The sequence below is a fragment of the Niallia sp. RD1 genome (assembly GCF_024219955.1).
GTDB classification, from domain to species: Bacteria; Bacillota; Bacilli; order Bacillales; family Cytobacillaceae; genus Niallia; species Niallia alba.
Genome location: NZ_CP100420.1, coordinates 4,639,923 through 4,662,241 on the forward strand (window position 1 = coordinate 4,639,923; position 22,319 = coordinate 4,662,241).

General features: G+C 35.3%; 19 protein-coding genes, 2 pseudogenes and 1 riboswitch. Of the genes and pseudogenes, 2 read left to right on the forward strand and 19 right to left on the reverse strand.

All coding sequences use genetic code 11. The annotated features are described in order from the left end of the window. Window positions 1-10 precede the first annotated feature (10 nt). Window positions 11-580: a manganese catalase family protein gene (locus NKG37_RS22395; RefSeq protein WP_016203150.1), complete on the forward strand. Its 570-nt coding sequence runs from the start codon at window positions 11-13 to the stop codon at window positions 578-580. A gap of 178 nt (window positions 581-758) precedes the next feature. Here the strand turns inward: NKG37_RS22395 and NKG37_RS22400 are convergent, their stop codons facing one another. The 9 genes and pseudogenes from NKG37_RS22400 to NKG37_RS22440 all read right to left on the reverse strand — a co-directional run bounded on the left by NKG37_RS22400 (window position 759) and on the right by NKG37_RS22440 (window position 10,693). Further along, the gene (locus tag NKG37_RS22400; RefSeq protein ID WP_254416399.1) at window positions 759-2,075 is read right to left on the reverse strand and encodes an IS1380 family transposase; all 1,317 of its coding nucleotides are present in this window, start codon (window positions 2,073-2,075) and stop codon (window positions 759-761) included. Between the two features lie 312 nt (window positions 2,076-2,387). Further along, a pseudogene (locus NKG37_RS22405) lies at window positions 2,388-2,711 on the reverse strand (transposase); the annotation flags it as partial. Window positions 2,712-2,889: 178 nt separating this feature from the next. Continuing rightward, a complete protein-coding gene (locus NKG37_RS22410; RefSeq protein WP_118977697.1) occupies window positions 2,890-4,233 on the reverse strand; it encodes an IS1380 family transposase in 1,344 nt (447 codons plus the stop codon). 116 nt (window positions 4,234-4,349) lie between these two features. Further along, window positions 4,350-5,465: pseudogene (locus NKG37_RS22415) on the reverse strand (transposase); the annotation flags it as partial. A gap of 388 nt (window positions 5,466-5,853) precedes the next feature. Further along, the gene (locus tag NKG37_RS22420) at window positions 5,854-6,312 is read right to left on the reverse strand and encodes a DUF2663 family protein (protein ID WP_016203151.1); all 459 of its coding nucleotides are present in this window, start codon (window positions 6,310-6,312) and stop codon (window positions 5,854-5,856) included. Between the two features lie 105 nt (window positions 6,313-6,417). Beyond that, window positions 6,418-7,167 (reverse strand): LysM peptidoglycan-binding domain-containing protein, encoded by a 750-nt coding sequence (locus NKG37_RS22425; RefSeq protein WP_016203152.1) that lies wholly within the window; start codon window positions 7,165-7,167, stop codon window positions 6,418-6,420. 290 nt (window positions 7,168-7,457) lie between these two features. Beyond that, on the reverse strand, window positions 7,458-8,042 hold the full coding sequence (locus tag NKG37_RS22430) for a CPBP family intramembrane glutamic endopeptidase (protein ID WP_016203153.1): 585 nt from the start codon (window positions 8,040-8,042) through the stop codon (window positions 7,458-7,460). Between the two features lie 9 nt (window positions 8,043-8,051). Beyond that, complete coding sequence (locus NKG37_RS22435; protein ID WP_254415355.1) at window positions 8,052-9,545, reverse strand: RecQ family ATP-dependent DNA helicase; 1,494 nt, start codon at window positions 9,543-9,545, stop codon at window positions 8,052-8,054. Beyond that, window positions 9,542-10,693: a YpbB family protein gene (locus NKG37_RS22440; RefSeq protein ID WP_254415356.1), complete on the reverse strand. Its 1,152-nt coding sequence runs from the start codon at window positions 10,691-10,693 to the stop codon at window positions 9,542-9,544. The genes NKG37_RS22435 and NKG37_RS22440 overlap by 4 nt, the downstream gene beginning before the upstream one ends. Before the next feature lie 193 nt (window positions 10,694-10,886). Here NKG37_RS22440 and NKG37_RS22445 point away from each other — a divergent pair, with 193 nt between their 5' ends. Then, window positions 10,887-11,135, forward strand: a complete 249-nt coding sequence (locus NKG37_RS22445; protein WP_016203156.1) for a ferredoxin — start codon at window positions 10,887-10,889, stop codon at window positions 11,133-11,135. A 121-nt stretch (window positions 11,136-11,256) separates the two neighbouring features. Here the strand turns inward: NKG37_RS22445 and NKG37_RS22450 are convergent, their stop codons facing one another. The 10 genes from NKG37_RS22450 to NKG37_RS22495 form a co-directional block, all read right to left on the reverse strand. After that, complete coding sequence (locus NKG37_RS22450) at window positions 11,257-11,838, reverse strand: ECF transporter S component (protein WP_101730944.1); 582 nt, start codon at window positions 11,836-11,838, stop codon at window positions 11,257-11,259. Between the two features lie 169 nt (window positions 11,839-12,007). Beyond that, a riboswitch (FMN riboswitch) is annotated at window positions 12,008-12,143 on the reverse strand. Between the two features lie 460 nt (window positions 12,144-12,603). Beyond that, window positions 12,604-13,383: a M23 family metallopeptidase gene (locus NKG37_RS22455; RefSeq protein ID WP_169188789.1), complete on the reverse strand. Its 780-nt coding sequence runs from the start codon at window positions 13,381-13,383 to the stop codon at window positions 12,604-12,606. 537 nt (window positions 13,384-13,920) lie between these two features. Then, window positions 13,921-15,099: a GerMN domain-containing protein gene (locus tag NKG37_RS22460; RefSeq protein ID WP_101730942.1), complete on the reverse strand. Its 1,179-nt coding sequence runs from the start codon at window positions 15,097-15,099 to the stop codon at window positions 13,921-13,923. After that, window positions 15,077-15,619 carry an RNA polymerase sigma factor SigX gene (gene sigX / locus NKG37_RS22465; protein WP_016203161.1) on the reverse strand — a complete coding sequence of 181 codons (543 nt, stop codon included), beginning with the start codon at window positions 15,617-15,619 and terminating at the stop codon, window positions 15,077-15,079. Before sigX ends, NKG37_RS22460 begins: the two co-directional genes overlap by 23 nt. Window positions 15,620-15,893: 274 nt before the next feature. Beyond that, window positions 15,894-17,666 (reverse strand): ATP-binding protein, encoded by a 1,773-nt coding sequence (locus NKG37_RS22470; RefSeq protein WP_169188790.1) that lies wholly within the window; start codon window positions 17,664-17,666, stop codon window positions 15,894-15,896. Beyond that, window positions 17,663-18,379: a response regulator transcription factor gene (locus tag NKG37_RS22475; protein WP_016203164.1), complete on the reverse strand. Its 717-nt coding sequence runs from the start codon at window positions 18,377-18,379 to the stop codon at window positions 17,663-17,665. The genes NKG37_RS22470 and NKG37_RS22475 overlap by 4 nt, the downstream gene beginning before the upstream one ends. Window positions 18,380-18,673: 294 nt before the next feature. Further along, window positions 18,674-19,402 (reverse strand): 23S rRNA pseudouridine(2605) synthase RluB, encoded by a 729-nt coding sequence (gene rluB, locus NKG37_RS22480; protein ID WP_016203165.1) that lies wholly within the window; start codon window positions 19,400-19,402, stop codon window positions 18,674-18,676. A gap of 467 nt (window positions 19,403-19,869) precedes the next feature. Further along, the gene (locus NKG37_RS22485; RefSeq protein WP_016203166.1) at window positions 19,870-20,403 is read right to left on the reverse strand and encodes a spore maturation protein; all 534 of its coding nucleotides are present in this window, start codon (window positions 20,401-20,403) and stop codon (window positions 19,870-19,872) included. Window positions 20,404-20,409: 6 nt separating this feature from the next. Further along, entirely contained in the window at window positions 20,410-20,997 is a 588-nt protein-coding gene (locus NKG37_RS22490; RefSeq protein ID WP_016203167.1) for a nucleoside recognition domain-containing protein, read from the reverse strand. Continuing rightward, window positions 20,990-22,141, reverse strand: a complete 1,152-nt coding sequence (locus tag NKG37_RS22495) for a D-alanyl-D-alanine carboxypeptidase family protein (RefSeq protein WP_016203168.1) — start codon at window positions 22,139-22,141, stop codon at window positions 20,990-20,992. The genes NKG37_RS22490 and NKG37_RS22495 overlap by 8 nt, the downstream gene beginning before the upstream one ends. Window positions 22,142-22,319: the final 178 nt, after the last annotated feature.

Consider the following 22,319-nt stretch of genomic DNA (forward strand, 5'->3'; position numbering starts at 1 on the left):
ATGGAATCTTATGTGGTTATATGAAAAAAAATTACAATACCCCGTAAAAGTAAGTACTTGCAATCCAATGCTTGCCAAATTTTTAATTGAACAATATGGAGGTGCTGATGGAGAACTTGCAGCAGCATTAAGATACTTAAATCAGCGGTACTCTATACCTGATCGCGTTATTGGATTATTAACAGACATAGGTACAGAAGAATTTGCTCATTTAGAAATGATCGCTACCATGATATATAAATTAACAAAAGATGCTACACCCGAACAACTAAAGGCAGCCGGTATAGGTGACCACTATGTTAATCATGACCATGCGCTATTCTATCATGATGCTTCCGGCAACCCTTGGACTGCCGCTTATATTCAAGCAAAAGGTGATCCAATTGCTGATCTTTATGAAGATATAGCAGCCGAGGAGAAAGCAAGAGCGACATACCAATGGATCATCAATATGAGTGATGATCCTGATTTAAATGATAGTCTCCGTTTTCTAAGAGAACGCGAAATCGTACACTCTCAACGTTTTAGAGAAGCAGTTGAAATTATTAAAGAAGATCGCCAGCAACGAAAGATTTTTTAACCTGAATTATTCACCGCAATCTAAAATTTTTAAGGATTTCATTAGATTAGTAATGCTAAGGTAAATTTGTACCAAGAAAATAGCCTAGTTAGAGAAGGTTTGAAACGAGTCTTAGGAGAAAACTGATTTTTAGACAGACTCCTCCCTTGGTACGGGTTCGATTTTTTAAAAAGGCTATTTAGTTGAATTTTAGCTGCTGCACCCGAGTCAGTACGTCCCAAAAGAAGCGTTCATAAACAAAGCTCGAGGACATTTTGAAATACAGTGAGCGTCCGGATCTCACCAATTTACTCGCTACTTTAATCAAACGTGTGCGAATCGTCTGAATTTGAATGCTTTTATAGGCAGCTGGAAAACTTAGTGTACGTAGCCAGTTTGTGAAGTTATAGGCAAGCAGACTTAACATCATCCGAGCTTCATTGACGAGGAAATGATGGCTTTTCATCTGATCCAAGCCAAAGCCATCTTTTGCTTCTTTGATGAAATTTTCCATTGTGCCTCGCTGTTGATAGGACGTGACAATCGCTTGAGGCGAAAAGCTTTCACCGAGACTCGTCACAAAAAAAGCATGTAAAAAGAATAGTTCACCTGCTGGGCGGGTCGATTGAATAACAATACGACGAGGCTTTGACCAAGACGATGCTTGATAAATAGATTCTTCCACATAGCTTTCTGTCACGGACACATCACGAATTTCATGTATTGGATGCAGTTCTTCCGCAAGTGCTTTTAACTTGGCGTTCGCTTTTAAACGAATGATATAGTATACCGATTCCTTTTCGCACAATTCATATAGCTCAGGCACCGCAAAGCCACTGTCCCCACGGACAAGATAAGACTTTTCAGGAAAAACTTCGTTATAGTGTTCGATGAGTGGGCGCATAAAATCCACTACACCATTGGAAGTATAAACGCTCCCCGGGCGCAATTGAGCTTTCAAGAAATCGCCGGTTAGCCCATCAAATGCGACAAGTGGATGGAAGCCCATTGTGCGATAATGCGCGTTGTAGGACGAATTTTCTTGATTTCCGTATGTATCGGCATGTGTTGAATCTAAATCAAAAATCAGTGTCTTGGATTGTCGGGCATGATGAACCCGATCAAGTAACTTCTGATTTGCCTCTTGAAGTTGGTCCAGTGCTTGCGTGTCAAAGCGCTTAAAAAATCGAGATAACGACGGTTGAGAAGCGAGTGCAGGGGTACCAAGAATTTGTGTAAAAACCGGATCATGTGTCAAACGGTCCGCTGCATCGTCCTCGTGATAGCCGGCGATGAGCTGATAGATTTTTTGACGAAGAAGTTGTTCGTTTTCATGAATACAATACGTGCGTGTATCCTTCAAACAAAGATGCTTGGCAATAGTTTGAGAAAAGCCGATTTTTTCATCAAACTCACGGAAGATCAATTCACCTGTGTCAGAAGAAAGTGCACCTCCATCATTGGATAATTTAATAGAACGATTGAAATGTAAAGGTTTTTGCGTTAAAGTTGTCATCATAAGAATCCTTTCTTTGGTATTTGTAAGTCGCAATAACCTTAACAGAAAAGGATTCTTTTTTCATCTTTTAAGTGAAAAAGAGAATCCCATTGAAAAGCCGATAAGTCAGCTTTTCAGTGGGATTTCGTGTTGGTTGGTGAATAATCTAGGTTTAATTATGTTTTTTCTTATATAGACAAAAAGATACCTCCTTTATTTGAGGGCACTGAAAAACTTACGCTTTTTATTGCGTATCGGTTTTTCAGAATAAAAAGAAGGCACTTTCTGTTCGATTTTGAACAGAAAGTGCCTTCTTTCTTTGTCTATTTCTTACTCTTTTTCGTTTAATAGCGTCAATATTCGCTTGAGGTTCACTGCGAATATTGTTGTGGCTCCTTGAAATTCCATGCCAAATAGACCCGTAGACGATGCCGTATCGTACCCGTGTCCATTTTTTAACTCACTATTTTTTGCTTCCACTTTATAGCGCTCCTTCGCTAACTGGATAAATTTATCCGTTTGTTGAAAGGCCAATTGTTCTGCGTGTGTTTCGGATTTTAAGCTTACCGAATAGGTTTTACTTTTCGCACCTTCCTTGTAACATCCATCCCGTAATGGACATACCTTGCATTTTTCAATATCAAAATAATGTGTTTCTACTTGGTTCCTGAATCCGTGATAAAAAATAATTCTTCCGATAATTTTAGGAATTCCTTATTTTCTTGCCATTCGTACTAATTTAAGTTGGATTGATTGTTTTTTGTGTACACTAAATAAAACCTGCTTACCTATAATTTTTTTCAGGTCTTATTACCTATTCAGTTTCCTAGGCTTATGTTGTAAATGAAAGATACAGTCGTTTAAAAGTAGGAAACCAAGGACTATGATTTCCAAACTTTAAGTAAATTCTTCGGGAATGCTTTACCAATTTTGCAGCTAATGTAATCAAATTCTGGATAACCGTTTTTACTCGGCGACGGAAGACCTTTCTTTTAAGCGGCGCATCCCCTGATTTCAGGCTTTCTTGGCCAATAATCCGAAGGAGATTGTAGGTTAAACATCCAAGATGTAAGATTAATTCATTGGTGGCAAATTTCCCAGAAGGGAAACGTTCTAGGTCTAAATCCGTTTTTAATTCACTGTGGAATTGTTCACAAGTGGCATGTTCGTGATAAAGGCTAATTATTTCCTCTGTTTCATTAGGTAGGGTAGTCCAATAGCTCTCAAACTCAACATCTGGGATTAAGAGGATTTGGCCGTTTTTATCAATCGTTCTTTCTGTTACTTTATAGACTTGGCGAATGGCTTTTTTCATTCCCTTTGGAGTTGTTTCTAAAGCACCATAGAATACACGTTTTCCTTCTCGCTCCTGAACGCATTTACCGAATTGTTCAGCTACCATGAGCCAGTTTTCAGGCTTTTCACGGCGAGGATTTCGTTTAATTATGAAATCGGCCTTTTCATTCACACAAACTTTTAGGTTTTCGACACTATCGTTTCCTGCATCCATACGGACCAATAACGATAGATCAGTAATCATCCGAGAATATATAATACTTTTCTCGAGAAATTTCTCAGTATCCTTTTGAACGTGTGTGCTTCCCTCCCGAAGTTCCACATTTACAACGTAGCCTTCTTGACCCAAATAGGAGAAGTTAGGGGAATACCCGTCACATCCTTTGTATGTGCGACTAACCCCTTCTTTCTTAGTATTTGAGTTATCAAATGGCGATACATCAATATCCAGAGGTACGTATGATTTTTTGTCACTAGTAATTGTTGGAGTGACAGGAGAATCAAATTGCCGTATTAGTTTAGCCGATTCTTCCAGAACAATGGATTTCCATCCAGTCACCTTGGCAATTTGATCGAGTCGTTGCCGTAGTGTGGGACTTGATGGAACCACTTGAATATCCAATGCACGATAAAAGAAGGGATCATCTCGAAATTCTTCGATATGGTCGAAATCATTCTTACCTTGGCACAATAGACCCACATAAGAAGTGGTAACATCCCCATTAAGAATGGCCGGAGACGACTTGATTTCTGGGACCTTTAAGGATGAAAAACGTTTGTAAAATTTTGTTTTTGATAAAAGCAAACCTATTAAACCTAGACCCGAATGGGTCGTTAATGTATCATCGGAATCTTCTAAAATAAACTTAACCAATTTCAACACCTGCCTGGTGAAATAAAATTATCAACATAAATCAGCTGATAACATTATTATATCAGGCTTTGTGGGCACATTTATTATTAATTACGTCACGGACTCAGGTGGTTTTTAGTTTGTCCCTTTTTACCAGTTCGTGCTTTTCGTACTGCTAAATGTCCTGCTTTACAAACAAATCGTCCGGCATCTTTGTTGTATTCAAATGTATCTTCTTCTTTTCGGTTACCTTCTGATATAGCTGGATTTAACTTTGAAACAAGTGCAATTTTTTCTTTTTTCGTATAGTCAATATTCGCTTTCTCTGAATAAGCTGTATCTCCAATTACCGTGTTTACTTCCATACCTGTTTGTTTACTTTTTTCGATCAATTCTTGTAAGTACTTCCCATCACTTTTTTCACCTGTCGTGATGACTGCGGCTGTAATAATTCGTTCATCACTTAACGCAATATGTGTTTTATAGCCAAAGAAAGAAGAGTCAGCTGATTTATGACCTTTTCGTGCATCGGCATCTGACGAATAGGAAAGGTGCACTTGGTAATCCTCGACAACTTCCTTTAACATATTTAAGCGTTCTTTGACAGCGGGTACTTGTGCGATTTTTGGTTCCTTTTCAATCACTTCCATTAATTTTTCACAGTAAGTTACTTCATCTTTTACATCATTAGTAGTATTTTTTGCAGGAAACTTTTCTTTCATCGATTCATCAATTTTATAGATTGCTTTTCGAACATTTTTGGATTTCTCTTGTAAAAACTCTTTTGGTGACTTTTGATTGTAACGTGCTTTTGAATGCGTGGCATCCACAATAATTGTGCTACTTTTAATGATGTTCTTTTCCAGTGCGATTTCAACGGTTTTCCCAATTAACATATCTAATAAACCGACATCTTTTAGACGCAGTCGACGGAATTTTGTCAGTGAACTTGGATCGATGACGTCATCTTCTGGCGCCATATCTAAGAAATATTTAAAGGACATATCGTATCTAGAATGCTCTACTAAATCAATGTCCGATACATCATGAATCGCCTTTAATAATAAATACTTGAACATACGGATAGGCGGAATCGCATTTCGACCATTATCTAAACAGTATTTTGTTTTTAACTCATCTAGAATAAAGGAAAAATCGACCAGTTCATTAATCTGACGAAGCATGTTATCTTTTGGCACGACGATGTCATAAATCTCCATGTATGGACTTAAATTGAGTGTTTCTTGGTTTGAAATCATGAGGAGCACCACCTGTATTTATTTATTTTAGTATACAGGAAAAATGGCGTTTTTTAGAGAAAAGATAGGTTTTCCGTGGTAATAACACTAGTTGATTGGAGTGGAAGGTGGCGACTCCTGCGGGAAAAGCGAGACAGCCGATACCCCGCAGGAGCGCAGCGACGAGGAGGATTGGCCTCGCCCGCGGAAAGCGTCCGCCTGGAACGGAAATCAACGGATTCCAAAAAAACGGGTAGATGAACGACAAATCGTTCATCTACCCGCTATGAAATCCCTATGAGGACTTTTTCAGTGCCCTCCTTTATTTAGGTATCTTTTTGTCTATTTATTCTTTTAAACAGCTTTAATTTTTGACTAATTAGTATATTTTTCTGCAACAACCTATTTTTTACTTAGCTTGATGAAATAAATTAATATCATAGGTATTTTTGATTGTATTATATATTTCATGACGGACATTCCAAGTCTCACTATTTCCGAATAGATCTTTGCTTTTATCGATAAATTCACAACGAAGATCATGGAACTCCTTTTCCGCTTTATCCCTTTTTTGCCTAACGACATTCATATATCCAAAAGCACCTATAATTAATAGGAGAATATATAAATTCAACGTTTCTTGAACATACACAGAAAACATGACTGCGAATGAATGGGAATACGGGATAGCAATGTGCTTATACAACCAAATGAAATAACAAAAAGCAGCAAAGATTGTAAACCACATAACCAGTAAATGCCTGTTTTTTAACTTATCATATTTTTCTTTTTTCTCTATAATTTTCAGCAAAACTTTTTTTGTTGTTCCATCTAACTCATAGCTTTCAGGGAAGATCGAGCGTTCCATAGTCACTCCCTCCTTTAAATAGCACATGTTAAATTTATAAATCTAACACTTAAATCATGCTTTATTTAACTATATGTAGATAAAGGACAAGTTAGAATAGAATTATTATGGTTCGATTACAATTTTTAACGTTTGCCCGAGTTGAACCTGATCTGATGTCATATTATTGGCTGCTTTGATTTTTTCCATCCCATTTCCACTAGGATAATATTTTAATGCAATTCGATATAAATTTTCTCCTTTTGCTACTGTATGATAGACAATCTTTTCTTTAGAATTAGTTTGCTGAGTGTCTTCTTCCGTTTTCTTTTCTTCTTGCTTCTCTTGTTGCTTTTCTTCTTCCTTCGGTACATTATTTACCGGTTCCTCAGAATTAGTCTTATTTTCTTTGGATTTATCCTCTTCTTGTTCTATATCATTTTCTTTTATATTATCTGTTGCTATCTCTTCTTCTTCAACTGTTGAATTACTTTCTATCACTATATCCTCTTGTTCATCCCCCTTATCGTCACTGAGTGTTTCATCATTATTATTCATTCGATTTTCTTTTTGAATATTAACATTTTCAAATAACCCAGTCGTACTTTCTGTTGATAAAAGATTGGAAAAATCTTTCCCATTTAACAAACTATTTATTAATAATAAGGTTACTGGTAATAAAATAAATAAAAATGCTAATAAGCTTATTACCGGTATTTTTATTTTTTTCTTTTTATTCTTATGAACAGTACTTCTTGAAGGTAAAGACGATTCCTTCTCTTGGAGTTTTTCTGTTGCTTCTTCTTCATTTGTCACTTTCTTTAATCGTTGTTTCTGTGTTTCTGCTTGAACCCTGTATGGATCTTCTTTTTTCATAAACATCCCATCCTTACAATTCCCCATAATTTCCTAAACATAAAGTGAAACTTCCATCAGTGGGGTTTTCCTTCCTCCCCCACTGATGGTTAGTTAAGCCAATCGGACTTTACGGACAGCCATCCATGAAGCAAACTTCACCAACAAGGATGAAAATCGAGGTGACAACCGTTTATTTTCATGGGAGTTGATCTCCCACCTATTCCTCGTATCCTCACAAGCTTGGGAGTCTTACTGTCTATTAAGAGTGGGATAAAGCAGCTGCTTCACAAAGCGTACTCTTTTTATCTTTAACCCTTTTGAAATAAATTGAACCGAATAATACAGCCAAGCAGGAAATCAATAAGAAAATGCATGATGACTGTAACCCAAAGATTTTCTGTCACTTCAAATAGCACACCAATTCCAATACTTACTAATACTACATTGGTAAATAAAAACGGATTAAATAAATAGCGATAATGCAGAATGGCAAAAAGGAGACAGCTTAATAACAAGCCTATATTTGACTGTATTACCCCTCTAAAAAGTAATTCTTCGCTAAACGCTACAATTAATGCTATGAACGCAATATGTAATGGATGTCTATTTTGAAAAACCCGCTTATTCACACCGCCATCATCATGGTACTGTTCAGTAAAACGACGCATTAATAAAATATCTATCCCTACTACTACTAACCCAGCTATAATACCAATGATAAAATCTGTTCGTTCATACTTAAAAACTTTAGTAATGGGGGGGTTCGAATGAAAAACGATAATATGCAGAATAAAAGCTACAATTATGAGTATAACCTGTGTCATATAAACATTTTTTAATAGTTCACGGTCTGTCAATTGGTTAATTAATGCTGTATATTTTGCTTTATTCATCGACATTGCCTACTTTTTAATATTTAAAATAAAAGCTAACTGTTCCTGCCAATCCACCTGTACTTTATGTTGATTCGTGTTTCTGCTGTTAAAGAAAGCAGATAAATCCAATCCACATCTATCACAGCAATTTTCTTTGTCTTTGCTTTCGTACTTTTCTCCGAAATAATCCATTATATACATTCTTCGACAAGATGCAGAATGTAACCAGCCAATAAGCTCTTGGACTTTTTGTTTTTTTTCCGTTACGCGCTCATTCCTAAAATTATTATACATTTCAAGCGAACTCAATAATTCTGGTACAGTTTTATTATTCGGTTCCAAATAAGACTCCAACACACGCCACTGTGTTTCTGTAAATAACATTTCTAATTGGAAACCTTCTTTTTTCTGCCAAGCTTCAAAAGTTGGATATTTTTTCAGAGATAATTTCCATTTATTTATTTGTAATTCATCTGCTAACTCTGACTCGATTAACTGATAAGCAATCCACTCATCCCCAGGAGTGTAGAGAATGAATGAAACACTCTGACGCCCATCTCTTCCCGCTCTACCAATTTCCTGTAAATAAGACTCCAATTGTGTTGGCAGATGAAAATGAATAATGAAGCGAATATCTTCCTTATTAATCCCCATACCAAATGCACTAGTAGCACAGATTACGTCTAACTGTCCTGTTTGAAATTGCTGCTGTACTAGGATTCGATCTTCCTGTGACATCCCGCCATGATAAGCCATCATGCGTTTTGACGATCTTTCCTTCAAAAAAGCTGCCGTTTGTTCAGCCAGCTTTTTACTGGAGAAATACACAATCCCTTGTCCATTTAGTTTTTGAATATAGTCAAGAAGCTTTTCCATTTTTTCTTGACCGTGTACTAACTCTTCAATATTAATCGCAATATTGGGGCGATCAACGGAATAAATAATCTCCTCTACCTCATCTAAGTGTAAGGAGTTAATTATATCTTTACGAATCTCTTCCGTTGCGGTTGCAGTTAAGGCTAACGTCAATGGATTATTCAATTTTTGTCGAATATACCCTAATTTTTGATAATCTGGTCGAAAATCATACCCCCATTGTGAAATGCAATGTGCTTCATCGATAACAAAAAGACTAATTTCCATTCTTTGAAGCTTATCAAGAATATATGGTAAGGAAATCATTTCTGGGGAAATAAAAATATACTTATATTGACTAATTTGTCGTAGTACTCTACTCTTCTCTACCGAGGTAAGGAAAGAATTTAAAGCAACAACTCTTTTTTCCCCTTTCATCTTCATTTGTTCTACTTGATCCTGCATCAAAGATAACAAAGGAGAGATAATAATCACTGCTCCCTCCAGAATTCTCCCTGGCAACTGATAACATAATGACTTTCCAGTTCCCGTAGGTAACATAGCTAAAGTATGCTTTTGCTTCAAAATGGATTGGATTGTTTCTTTTTGTCCACTTCGAAAATGACTTAGTTGATAATACTTTCTTAATGCTGCTTCTAAATTCATGAAAAATCACCGTACCCTGCCATCACAGCACGTATTTCAAAATAAGAAACATCTGATAATTGTTGTTTTATTACCTTTAAAGATTTAGAAGATGATTGTTGAATACAAGCTTTTATTTTTATTATGTTTTCGTTACTTACTAAATTACGAATGGGATAGTCAGGGACATTTAATAAAATTTCAATTATATGATCTTCTATTGTACTTTGCTTTAAATTTCTTACCACAACAATATCATCAATACTATAGCCTTTTTGTATAAAATCAAACGTCTTTGCTGTTGACTCTGTTAGTGTTAATGGTTTCTTACTTTCCTTAATCAATTGGCTTAACAGTGGATATTCCTCCTTATTTGATAGGATTTTTTCTATCATAAAATGAAGAATAGCAAGGAAGGATAGCTGATAATAATCTGGATCCATATTCAATTCTAAAGCAACTTGTTCTCCAGTAAGTCCTATTCTATGAATCCCTGTTAATCGGTTTATGAGAATGGAAGGATTCAATTCTTCCTCTTCTAGACATTTAACTAATTCTTGATACAGATAGTGATTGATTTCACTTCTTTCCAAAGAAACAGTATGTAATGTATCTTTTAGCCACAGTTGTGTAACAAGATTTCTCTGGACTGGCATATAACGTATACTTTTTTCCGACAAGTGGGAAGAAACTTGGACGAATAAAGATAATCTTTCCCAAAAGGGGAGAGTATACGAATGATACCTCCAGCCTTTTAAATGAAGTGATAAAGGATTCGCTTTTAATAACTTATCTAATTCTAGTTTTCTACATTCTTTAATTAAATAGTGATTTTCTCCTGTTTTTTCAAGCCAATCCTCTTGAATCAATTCATACACAACTTGATCCAGTTTTTCTCTTGTTAATACAGGAAATGCCTGAAATAAGGAGGTCAACTGAAAAATATGAATATCTTGGATAGTTTGGGATGATTTTTTTCCATTCAATATATGAAGAATAGAGTATATTGTCCTTTCTCCATTCATTTTATATAAACAATTTAGAATTAATATTTTTATAAAGGACATATTTTCATCTTCCTCTGTCGTTTGACACATTTTGTTGAAGTTTGTTTGTAACATTTCTTTTATTTTACCATGAATTTTATTTTTAGTGAACTTTGTAATCATATAATATGTTGATTTTCAAGATAGAAAACGGTTGAGTTTTTGACTATTTTAAGAAAAGTAACTCCGACTTTCTACTTTTTATCTGTCTTTTATATTGAAAAGTTAAAGATTCAGTCTTACAATAAGATAATAGTAAGGAGTATGCTAGTCATGTATATACTCCGTATGAATAACACTGGAGGTTTTTTTACTCATGGCAAAATATACAATTGTTGATAAAGACACATGTATTGCATGTGGAGCTTGTGGAGCAGCAGCACCTGATATTTACGACTACGATGACGAAGGTATTGCTTTCGTTATGTTAGATGATAATCAAGGAACTGTTGAAGTTCCTGAAGTATTACTCGATGATATGTTAGATGCTTTTGAAGGTTGTCCAACAGATTCGATTAAAGTTGCAGACGAGTCCTTTGATGGTGATGCACTAAAATACGAATAATCCCTCTTTATCATAAACAGAGCAGAAAGGATTCCTTTCTGCTCTTTTCAATTCAACTTTTACAACTAACAAAACAAGAAAGGCAGTTCAGAAATTACTGAACTGCCTTTCTCCTATTATGTTATACATTTCTAGATGGGATTTGTTTATTAATCCAGACACCCATTTTTGAGAATACTAGTGCAAAAATTAAAGAAATGATTATTCCCTTTAACAAATTAAATGGAATAATGGCAGAAAGAATTGTTTTTTTCAATATTGTAGTGTCAGTCGGTATATTCATTAATGCATTATAAAATGGCAACATGATAAAGTAATTAAACAGACTTAACAACGCGGTCATTATTAAAACACTTAACCCTAAACCAATTACCATGCCTTTTTTGGATTTAATTTTATTATAAATAAAGTAAGTCGGTAAAATAAATGAAATCCCTGCTATAAAGTTTGCGAAATGACCTACTGGAACTCCAGTATCACTTCCTGTAATTAAATAATCTAATATATTTTTTATCAACTCTACTAAGATTCCCGCTGCTGGACCTAAGATAAGCGCAGCAACTAAGGCAGGAATATCACTAAAATCAACTTTTAAATAGCTTGGAAACGGTGGAATTGGAAATTTAAGCATCATCAGCACATAAGCTAAGCTACTCATCATTCCTATTAAAACATACTTTCTTACGTTCATTTTTTTCTTCATTTTCTTCTCTCCTTCTTTTTAGGATCCATCTACCTAAGAAGAAAGATTCAGCAATTTATTAAGATGCGGCAAATAAAAACCCTCAAGCCATATTATACTTGAGGGAGTAGTTTAAAGGTACGCACACTTAATAAACGTTCTTATAGAATATTTTGAACGATTGCAGAACCTCCATCTTCTCCCATCCAGACTTTACTGTCGGTTTTGGAATTTCACCAAATCAACCTACCGTAGTAGGGTCACGGACTTTGAGTATATAACTCATCACCGTCGGTCGGGAATTTCACCCTGCCCCGAAGATAGACCAATATTAATTTGTTTACATTAGTTATTATACATTAAACAATAACGATTTGTGAAGAAGTTTGCTTATAACTTCATACATTGTTCACATTTTCACATTATAATATACATTCATTTCAAAAGGCTGTTTTCGTAAAGTTTGTTGCGATTACCCACAGCCGGAATACACTTCGCTTTCCGTGGGGCTAAGCTTGAGCCTCCTCACTTCGCCTCCGGGGTATCAGACTGTCTCGCTAATCCCCGTGGCATCTTCGTGTATTCCGGCTGCTCCATTTTCCCAACTAATTCTTTTTTCCTATTGAAAAACAACAATCCTTTAGAAAACAGTCTTTCAAAAAGAGTTCACAAAATACTATTACACTTGCATTACTCGATAGTATCTTGTGAACTCTTTTCGCAGAAAATTCTTCCAACACTTAACCTATTTACCTACATAATATACGTTTCTTCCCTTATCGGCTTCTATGTATAATCCTCACTTTTTTCCTCTATAAGATGCTTACTACTTTTTAAATAAATACTTGCTTTTTTATATGGGATGGTTGTAAATTCAGACTCATCCTCTTCCAAGTTTATTTCCATTTCTTTCATACTTCTCCTTATGTATTCCTCTTCCCATTTTTTTTCTTCCTCTTGCACCAAGTCCGCCATAGGAGAATGAATAGGCTCTTCTATTGGTTCTGATACTACTTCCTCTATTTCTTCTTCCTGCTCTGCTATTTTTACAGTCTGTCCTACCTCAACATCTCCTAACACCAAAATTGGATTGATTGCATTTTCTTTTGCAACAGTCCATTCTTTATTATGTATTTCAAAATGTAAATGGACTCCCGATGAATATCCTGTATTGCCCATTTCACCTATTAACTCACCCTTTTTCACCAATTGCTTTTCTTCTACAAATCGTTTGTTTAAATGTGCATAGACTGTTTCCAAATCATTTTCGTGCTTCACAAAAATAACATTTCCATACGATTGAGAGTAATAAGACCTTGTTACAATCCCTTCATCTACAGCATACACTTCAGAACCTAGTTCTCCAGCAATATCTATTCCTTTATGTGTACCGTTCCTTGTATTAAAGGTATCCGTTATGATCCCTTCACTTGGCCAAGTCCAGGCCTTTGTTCGTTCTGATAGGGAGATCGATTGTGCTTGTGAATGTTTCCCCCCTATAAATAATAAACTAATAAACAATAACATTATAGCTGCTATAAGTATTCTCCTAATATAGTCTCCCATTTAGTTATCCTCCTATTCCGCTTGTATTAAAAAGATCATTTCTTGCCTTTAAGAGCAGGAATTGAAGTGAATTCCTCCTTCACTGCTCCTTAAAAATAGAAAAATCTCCTTCTTCCTTACAGGAATACAGATTCGCTCCATGATTTTAGTATGTAAAATGCGTACTTCTAAAAAAACTGTCCCCACTCCCATCTTCTCTTTCAACTTATGAGTACATGTTAATTGTTAGAACTATAGAATATTCAGGAATAAAGTGAAACTTCCATCAGTGGAGGCTTTCCTTCCCCACTGATGGTTAGTTGAACCAATCGGACCTTTACGGACAGTTCATCTCCCACCTATGCTTGAGGGGAGAGTCTTACTGTCCGTTAAGAGCGTGATAAAATGTAATTTCCATTTATTCAAATAAAGCTAAGAAGATTTATCAACAAAAATAACAAAATTTATTTTATGTATTTATACTCTTTTTATTCTATTTTTTTATCTTTAAAAAATATCAAAAAGGGGCATCCGTTATATATTGGATACTCCTTTTTATTATTGCTCTATGTCTACTTTATTAGCAGCAAGTGGAACAGCTAATTCGTTTGTTAGTGATAGTCCACCTACTTCTTTAACCTTGGTATTCTCAAACTTAACCGAAGAATATTTAAATTCCTTTGCTGTTAAAAGTATCGATTCAATAGCATGTAACGTTTTTTGATCTTCTTGCATATTACTTTCATTTGAGAGATGGACAATTAATTGTCCCTTATTCTCATCTTTTGAAACCTTATCAATATCAATAGTATCAGGAATTGATGCCGTTAAACCATGTGTTTCAATATCATCTTCCATTGCCTCAAAAGCATTTTCAATTGAATCATAAGGTTTTTCCCAAGGGACATATAATGGTTGGTTGTCTGATTCACCATTTAACAGAAAGTAAGCTCTATTTTCTAAAGGTTGATATTCTATCGTTGTTTCTTCCCTGTTTCCTAGTACTGCCCCGCGCTTTCCATTTGTATAAAACTCCATTTTCTTCGCACCAATTGTTTGCAATTGTTGCTGAACCATTGTATTAAAAAAGTCTTCAGAGTGAGAACCAAAGTTTGAAAATTCTTGTTTTACATTAACTTCAATATTATTTTCACTAAAATCGTAGGATAATAGCTCTGGACTAATAGGTAAAGAACCACTTAACTGTTTATTTACGCCTATCACTTTCTTCACATTTTGTACATATAGGTCAAACCTAGATAAATGGTTTGGATTGGCCACTAAAATACTAATTGGAACAACTACTTGGACATTTACATCAGGAATCGGATAAGTTAACAATTCCAGATCGCCTACATCTTCCTTATAAATAGCCGTTGAGGTGGGTGATGTTACCATTTCTGCTTGTTGATCTGCTATATCAAAATTTTGATCTGCCTTCTTTTCTGCCTCCTCTGCGCTTTCTGTTTTTATCATCACAGAGTTTTCTGCAGATTTCTTTTCACTATTAAATGAATTGATACTATTGCTATCAAAGAAACTTTGACTAATTATAAATAGAAGCATAATCGTACCTATTGTAGCCAATATAGGCATGAGTCTTCTCGATTTTCGCTCAAATTTCTTTTTTGTTTGAATAGTACGATAGATAAACTCCGCGCTTCGCTCATCTTTTATAGATGGCATATGCTTAAGTACATGTATGATTTTTTCATCATTCCATTTTTGTTTCTGCATAAGGATCCTCCTTTCCATCGTCTTCTAAAATGGTACGTAGTGCCTTTAATGCTCGATGCTGTGTAGTTTTCACTTTACTTTCAGTCCACCCTAATGCTTTGGCAGTTTCAGAAATGGATAGTTCTTGAATATACCTAAATACAATAACCATGCGCTGGTCTACTGTACAATATTGTAATGCATGATAAACACCTTTCACTTCTTCAGCCTGCAGTGCGATTTCTTCAGGAAGAAACCCATCCGCTTTGATTTCCTGTTTGGACCAGTCAAACTTATCCATGATACGTTCTTTCCAATTTTTTTGTTTACGAAAATGGTCTATTGCAACATTTCTGGCAATACTAAACAACCATGTTTTCTCGGTACTTTTCCCCTCAAAGCGATGATAAGATTTCAGGACACGAATATATACTTCTTGCACTAGATCTTCCGCCGTTTCTTTATGATTTACCATGTAAAATAAAAATTGAAAAACGTCATGATGATACTTATTATAGATTTCATCAAAAACGGAGTTCATCTTATTCCCTCCCCCGTTCAATATATTAGTCGTATTTTAATTTAATTAGTTTCATTCATTCGTATGTATATTCTACTTTTCTTTTATCCCTTCGTAAAAACACAATAAAAAAGGAGTCCAGAAAAGTTTGACCTCACAAGTTATACCTGTATGCAAAAACATTATACATACAAAATGGAAAAATAGCTTGTAGGGTCAAAATCTTTTTAAGACACCCCATACGTTCTATTATGTTAAATTGTTTCGCGTGAATCAAGAAGAATCGGCACTTTCTCTAATTTTCTTCTCTATTTCGAGGTAAAAAGATAAAAAATGTCGTTCCTCGACCATATTTACTATAAACAGAAATATCGCCACCATGTGCATCAATAATATTTTTGACAATAGCTAATCCTAAGCCTGTCCCAGCATTCCCTCTTGTTCTTGCTTTATCCGCTTTATAAAAACGCTCAAACACATATGGTAAATCCTCCTCAGGAATACCAGAACCCGTATCTTCAATCTCTATATATACTCCATAATCATCCGATCTACCTCGTAAAAAGACAGTTCCATCACTTGGCGTATGTCGCATACTATTATCCATTATATTGGTTAAAACTTGCTCGACACGATCTGGATCAAGGTCATATTCTCCAATATCTTCGGTAACAGAGACAGTAAGCGTTATTTCTTTCTCTTTAGCGACTGCATTAAACTTTCTAGCTACTCGGTTGATAAATGGATATAGATCAATTGGTTCCTTTCTCAGCTCAATATAGCCAGTTTCCATTCGGGCTAAATCTAAAAATTCGTTAACTAGACGCCCCATTCGTAAGGACTCATCATAGATTACCCGAGCCATTTCTCTTTTTTCTTCCTCTGATTCAGCAATATCATCCACAATTGCCTCACTATACCCTTGTAACATACTTATCGGCGTTCTGAGTTCATGAGATATATTTGCAATAAAATCAATTCGAAGTTTATCTAGCTTACGCTCTTCTGTCATATCGCGAATAACAACAATTGCTCCTCTAATATCCTTTTTGTTATAAAGAGGACTAACAATCATGACCCAGTTCCTACCTTGTAAAGTTACTTCATCTATTTGTTCATTACCTGTATGAACTGCAAGCTGAAATAATTTCCGCAATTCATCCGGTATTTGAGCTTGCATATCGCTCAATTCGCCTTTTTCATAATACCAATGCTGTAGAAATTTTTCAGCAGGCGGATTGGTAAGCAATAAACCGCCATTTCGATTAAGTGTTAGCACACCATCTGCCATTCCACTTAAAATATTGTCTAGCTGTTCCTTTTCTTGGCTTAAGGCATTCATATTAAAATTTAATTTTCTAGCCATTTCATTGAATGCAATCGAAAGTTCACCAATTTCATCCTGAGCCATGATAGGAACTTTTGCCGCAAAATTACCTTGAGCTACTTCAAATGCCGCTTCTCGCATCTTTCTTAACGGGGCAGTGATTCTTGTTAATAAGAAAAAGGCAAATATCGTCGTTAAAATAATGGCAATTACGGCAGCTAAAACAATGAATTTTGCTGTGGATTGTTTAGATTCATTCATCGATTGTAAGGACTGATAGATAAAAACAGCTCCGTCCTCCCCATTCACATGAAGAGGAGACCCCACAATTGCTACCTGTTCAGGTATATTGTCTTTATTGTTTAATTTTGTCATAACGACCGCTGTCTTATTACTTGTTATCACGTTATTTAAAGCTTCATTTCCCTTAATGAAAGAATAGGAAAGTTCCTGCATGCGACTCTCTGGGTAATAATAGACTTGATCTGGAGCGGAAACAATAATTGCTCCTGTTGAAGGATCCAAAAGTTCCCGCACAATTTCCAATCTAGTTTGATTATTATGCTCTTTCATAATTTCGGATATTTTTGTGGCTGTATTGGTTAATTCCGTTTCTGTTTGCTCCTTATAGTATTGTTCAAAATACTCAAGAAGCATGATTGTTAAAATCGTTAGTACTACGGAAACTAGTAATAAAAAGGTGATCCAAAGCTTAAATACTACGCTTCGCCAAAATTTCATCCATTGTTAACCTCAAACTTATAGCCTACTCCCCAAACAGTTACAATCATGCTAGCCGCTTCTTCTGAAACACGATTGAGTTTTTCTCTTAATCGTTTCACATGTGTATCTACTGTTCTTAAATCACCGAAAAATTCATAATGCCATACTTCTTTTAATAATAATTCCCGGTCAAATACTTTATCTGGTGATTTAGCTAAGAAATACAACAATTCATATTCCTTTGGAGTTAGGCCCACTTCCTTCCCACTTGCCAATACGCGATGTGCATCATGATCTATTGTTAAAGCTGGAAAGATGATAACATCCTTTGAAGAACTATCACTTTGTTCAAATGTCGTTTTTGTAGAGCGACGCAACAGAGCTTTCACTCGCAAAACTACTTCTCTTGGACTAAATGGCTTTACGATATAATCATCCGTTCCAACTTCAAATCCTTGAACTCTATTTACTTCTTCTCCTTTAGCAGTAAGCATGATTACAGGAGTAGTTTTCTTTTCTCTTAACTCCTTACATACCTCCATACCATCTTTCCCAGGCATCATCAGATCGAGTAAGATAACATCATAATCTGTGTTTAATGCCTTAGAAAGGGCGCTCATTCCATCTTCCGCTTCTTCCACCACAAACTCTTCTCTTTCTAAGTACATTTTTAGAAGACGTCTAATTCTTTCTTCGTCATCTACCACAAGGATTTTAATTTCTTTCTCCATCGTTCATACCTCCTAACAAAAATACACGAAACTTGTAATCGACTTGTTGTTTCGCTTGGTGCATGTATAAATAAATCTTAATTTCTTTTGCTTATTCATCAAATGGACTCATATTTATACTGCGTTTTTTCCAGTTAAATAGTAATTTATATAAGTGAATTTATCTTATCTGACACAATTATTATAGCATTATTATCATGTAGATATTGTTATCATCCATAAGCAAATGTGACACTTTTATGAACTTTTCGTATATTTCTGTTGTTATCATATTGCAAATATTAAAATTGTACCTTAGCCCTTTTTCTTTTGAGCTTCTGCTCTTAACAATTTCACTTCATGTGCAGTGAGTTCACGAGCGTCACCAGGCTGTAAGCCATTTAAGTTTAAGAAAGAGTATCTCTCCCTTTTTAATTTCATAACAGGTGTTCCAATTGCTTCAAACATTCTTCTTACTTGACGGTTTCTTCCTTCATGAATTTTTAATTCCACAATGCTTGTTCCTTTTTTCTTATCGACAGAAAGAATTTTTGCTTTGGCAGGCGCAGTTTTACCGTCCTCTAGCATAATTCCTCTTTCAAGTTGTTTTACTTTCTCACGAGCAGGAATACCTTTTACTTTTGCAACGTATACCTTTTCAATTTCTCCTTTTGGATGCATCATAATATTTGCAAATTCTCCGTCATTCGTTAAAAGAATAATGCCTGATGTATCATAGTCTAAGCGTCCTATCGGATAAATTCTTGCTTCAATTTCAGAAAAATAATCAGTGACAACTTTTCGTCCTTTATCATCATTAACACTTGAGATTACGCCTCTTGGTTTATATAGAATAAAATAAACCGGTTCTTCTCTCTCAACAGGGATGCCATTTACTTCAATTTTATCATTAGAACCTACTTTCACCCCTAATTCTTTCACTGTTTTTCCATTTACTTTTACTTTTCCTTCAACAATTAATTCCTCTGCTTTTCTTCTTGATGCAATTCCCGCATGGGCAATTACTTTTTGTAGTCTTTCCATCTATATCACCTCATCCAATTTCTCAACAGTAAAAAATGATTGATCGTTTTTTATAACATATTTCTAAAGTTATATACCCTCTTCTATTAGTAACAATTTATTAGAAAACAGACTAATTCAAAACGCTTGATCGTTCTTTTTTTGCCATTCCTATGAATTATGACATAAATTGATGAAATTTCAAAGAAATCTTTGATTTAAGAGGCAATTGATTTACATTTAACGATTTTCCCTTCCAAAGACTCTTTACATTTTATTTATCATTCTAACCTGAAACCTGAATATTTTTGCGGCAACCTCGCCTTTTTTGCTATTCCCGTAGGAGTCTTCATGGATCCAATTTGCTGAGTATTTTCTCTGTCGCAAACCTTTTTTTAGTGCTAATCGAAAAAAATGCTCAATGAAAAAAACAAAAAATGTCTTAGGATAAAGTTTACTTACAAACTTTATCCTAAGACACGGGCTAGTTATTTTCCAAACATTAAAGTTACTACTATTATTGCTGCAATAAATCCTACGAGATCTGCTAGTAATCCTACTTTTAAGGCGTCTCCCATTTTCTTGATTCCTACTGCTCCAAAATAGACGGTTAATACATAAAGGGTGGTATCGGTACTTCCTTGTATAACAGAGGCGAGCCTTCCTATAAACGAGTCTGGTCCATAGGTAGCAATTAAATCGCTTGTCATCCCCAATGCTGCATTTCCGGATATTGGTCTAATGATCGCAAGTGGTGCTACTTCCGACGGAACACCGATAAAATCTAAGACTGGCTTAAGAAAACTCATAAAATATTCTAATGCTCCAGATGCTCGAAATATAGATATGGAAACAAGCATTCCTACTAAATAAGGGATAATAGAGAAAGCAATCTGTATTCCTTCTTTCCCACCTTCTACAAAACTTTCATATGTGGGTACCTTTTTAAATGTTCCGTACAACAAAATAAACCCTATGAGGGAAGGAATCATCCACAATGAAATTAATGATACAATCTCCATCTCATGTCACCCTTTTCTCATTCTCTTATGATAAAAATAGCGATCAATCAAAATTCCACTTATACAAGAGAAAATGGTGGCAATAATGGTTGGTCCTACTATATCTGTCGGAGACGCAGAATGGTAATTCATCCTGATTGCAATTACTGTTGTTGGAATTAATGTAATACTTGAAGTATTTAGGGCAAGAAAGGTAATCATACTATTGCTTGCAGTATTCTTGCCCCCATTCAATCGTTTCAATTCCTCCATTGCTTTAATTCCTAACGGTGTTGCTGCATTTCCCAACCCAAAGATATTTGCCATCATATTTGACAAGATATATCCCATTGCAGGGTGATTCTTTGGTATCTCTGGAAAAAGTCTTGCTACAAATGGTCTAAATAAGTTAGTAAGCTTTCGCAATAATCCTGCCTGCTCTGCTATTTTCATCATTCCGAGCCAGAAGACAAGAACACTAATCAGCCCAATACATATGGTTACTGCTTCTTTAGCTCCTGAGAATATTGCTTTGTTGACTTCATCCATCGTTCCGTTTATTGCTGCGAACACAATACCGATAATAGCTAGGGCTGCCCAAATATAATTAACCATCCTTGCCAACCCCAGTCATTGCCAAAAACATGTTCTTAAAATAATCTAAAAAGCTTTTTGATTCCTTTGCCTTATCATGCTTAAAATGTATCGGTGTACGATCAACAAGCTTACCATCTAAATAGATTTTTGCTTCTCCAACAATTTCAGGCACATACTCTTGATTCTTTTGCCAATTTTTTTTAACTTTTAACAGACTGTATTCTACTTTAAATAGATCTTCTTCCTTGTCTGTAACAGGGTATTCTATGTCGGATTTGATATAAACTTTATTCTTATAAAATTTATTTTTAACCGATTTTATTTTCCCTTCCTCCAGAACCTGAACTTTTTTATACTCTTTAAAGGCTGTTTCAAACATATTTATATGATCATCCCAGTCATCTGGATCATTTAAAGTTACTGCTATATATTCAACTCCATCTTTTTCAGCTGTGCTAACTAACGTTCTTTTCGCTCTCTTTGTATAGCCAGTTTTGCCCCCAGTCGAATATTCATAAAGACTCGTTAATAGTTTGTTCTTATTTCTCCAAACACGATCCCACTTATTATTTGAACTTTCCGAACGATAGCTTTCTGTGCCAGCAATTTTTTTATATGTATCATTATTCATTGCATAACGGGTAAGCAAAGCCATATCATACGCTGAGGAATAATGGTCTTCATGATCGTCAAGTCCGTGAGGATTAGCAAAATGAGTGTGCTTCATACCAATTTCTTCTGCCTTTTGATTCATTAAATAGACAAAACCATCTAAGCTTCCACCCACTGTTTCTGCGATTGCAACTGCAGCATCATTTCCAGAACGGAGCATTAATCCATATACAAGATCTTCTAGTTTTATTTTTTCTCCTGCCTCTAAATAGATGGACGACCCTTCCGTTTTTATTGCATTGTTACTAACAGTCACGGTTTCATCTAATTTCCCCGACTCGACTGCAAGTAATGCTGTCATTATTTTTGTAATACTAGCAATTCTTCGCTCCGTATGTGCATCCTTCTCAAAAATAACTCGTCCAGAATCTTGTTCCATTAAGATAGCACTTTGCGCATTGACGTACATTTGTGCACTGCTTTTTTGTGGAACAGCAAGAAACAGAATGGAGGTAATGATCGTAAGAATAATAAGTTTACGTAATTTCATTTAACACAACCTCGTCTCCTTTTATGGTTTGTACAAGTTTATGAAAAAAAAGACAGACATATGACTAATAAAGTGAAACTTCCACGAGTGGGTGTTTTCCTTCCTCCCCCACTCATGGTTAGTTGAACTAATCGGACCTTTACTTAAGTTTGAGGAGGGAGTCTTACTGTCCGTTAAG

Excerpts from the sequence above, each read along its gene's own strand:
- NKG37_RS22395 (WP_016203150.1), top strand. The coding sequence starts at position 11 with ATGTGGTTATATGAAAAAAAATTACAATACCCCGTAAAAGTAAGTACT.
- NKG37_RS22400 (WP_254416399.1), bottom strand. The coding sequence starts at position 2,075 with ATGACAACTTTAACGCAAAAACCTTTACATTTCAATCGTTCTATTAAA.
- NKG37_RS22420 (WP_016203151.1), bottom strand. The coding sequence starts at position 6,312 with ATGGAACGCTCGATCTTCCCTGAAAGCTATGAGTTAGATGGAACAACA.
- NKG37_RS22425 (WP_016203152.1), bottom strand. The coding sequence starts at position 7,167 with ATGAAAAAAGAAGATCCATACAGGGTTCAAGCAGAAACACAGAAACAA.
- NKG37_RS22430 (WP_016203153.1), bottom strand. The coding sequence starts at position 8,042 with ATGAATAAAGCAAAATATACAGCATTAATTAACCAATTGACAGACCGT.
- NKG37_RS22435 (WP_254415355.1), bottom strand. The coding sequence starts at position 9,545 with ATGAATTTAGAAGCAGCATTAAGAAAGTATTATCAACTAAGTCATTTT.
- NKG37_RS22440 (WP_254415356.1), bottom strand. The coding sequence starts at position 10,693 with ATGATTACAAAGTTCACTAAAAATAAAATTCATGGTAAAATAAAAGAA.
- NKG37_RS22445 (WP_016203156.1), top strand. The coding sequence starts at position 10,887 with ATGGCAAAATATACAATTGTTGATAAAGACACATGTATTGCATGTGGA.
- NKG37_RS22450 (WP_101730944.1), bottom strand. The coding sequence starts at position 11,838 with ATGAAGAAAAAAATGAACGTAAGAAAGTATGTTTTAATAGGAATGATG.
- NKG37_RS22455 (WP_169188789.1), bottom strand. The coding sequence starts at position 13,383 with ATGGGAGACTATATTAGGAGAATACTTATAGCAGCTATAATGTTATTG.
- NKG37_RS22460 (WP_101730942.1), bottom strand. The coding sequence starts at position 15,099 with ATGCAGAAACAAAAATGGAATGATGAAAAAATCATACATGTACTTAAG.
- sigX (WP_016203161.1), bottom strand. The coding sequence starts at position 15,619 with ATGAACTCCGTTTTTGATGAAATCTATAATAAGTATCATCATGACGTT.
- NKG37_RS22470 (WP_169188790.1), bottom strand. The coding sequence starts at position 17,666 with ATGAAATTTTGGCGAAGCGTAGTATTTAAGCTTTGGATCACCTTTTTA.
- NKG37_RS22475 (WP_016203164.1), bottom strand. The coding sequence starts at position 18,379 with ATGGAGAAAGAAATTAAAATCCTTGTGGTAGATGACGAAGAAAGAATT.
- rluB (WP_016203165.1), bottom strand. The coding sequence starts at position 19,402 with ATGGAAAGACTACAAAAAGTAATTGCCCATGCGGGAATTGCATCAAGA.
- NKG37_RS22485 (WP_016203166.1), bottom strand. The coding sequence starts at position 20,403 with ATGGAGATTGTATCATTAATTTCATTGTGGATGATTCCTTCCCTCATA.
- NKG37_RS22490 (WP_016203167.1), bottom strand. The coding sequence starts at position 20,997 with ATGGTTAATTATATTTGGGCAGCCCTAGCTATTATCGGTATTGTGTTC.
- NKG37_RS22495 (WP_016203168.1), bottom strand. The coding sequence starts at position 22,141 with ATGAAATTACGTAAACTTATTATTCTTACGATCATTACCTCCATTCTG.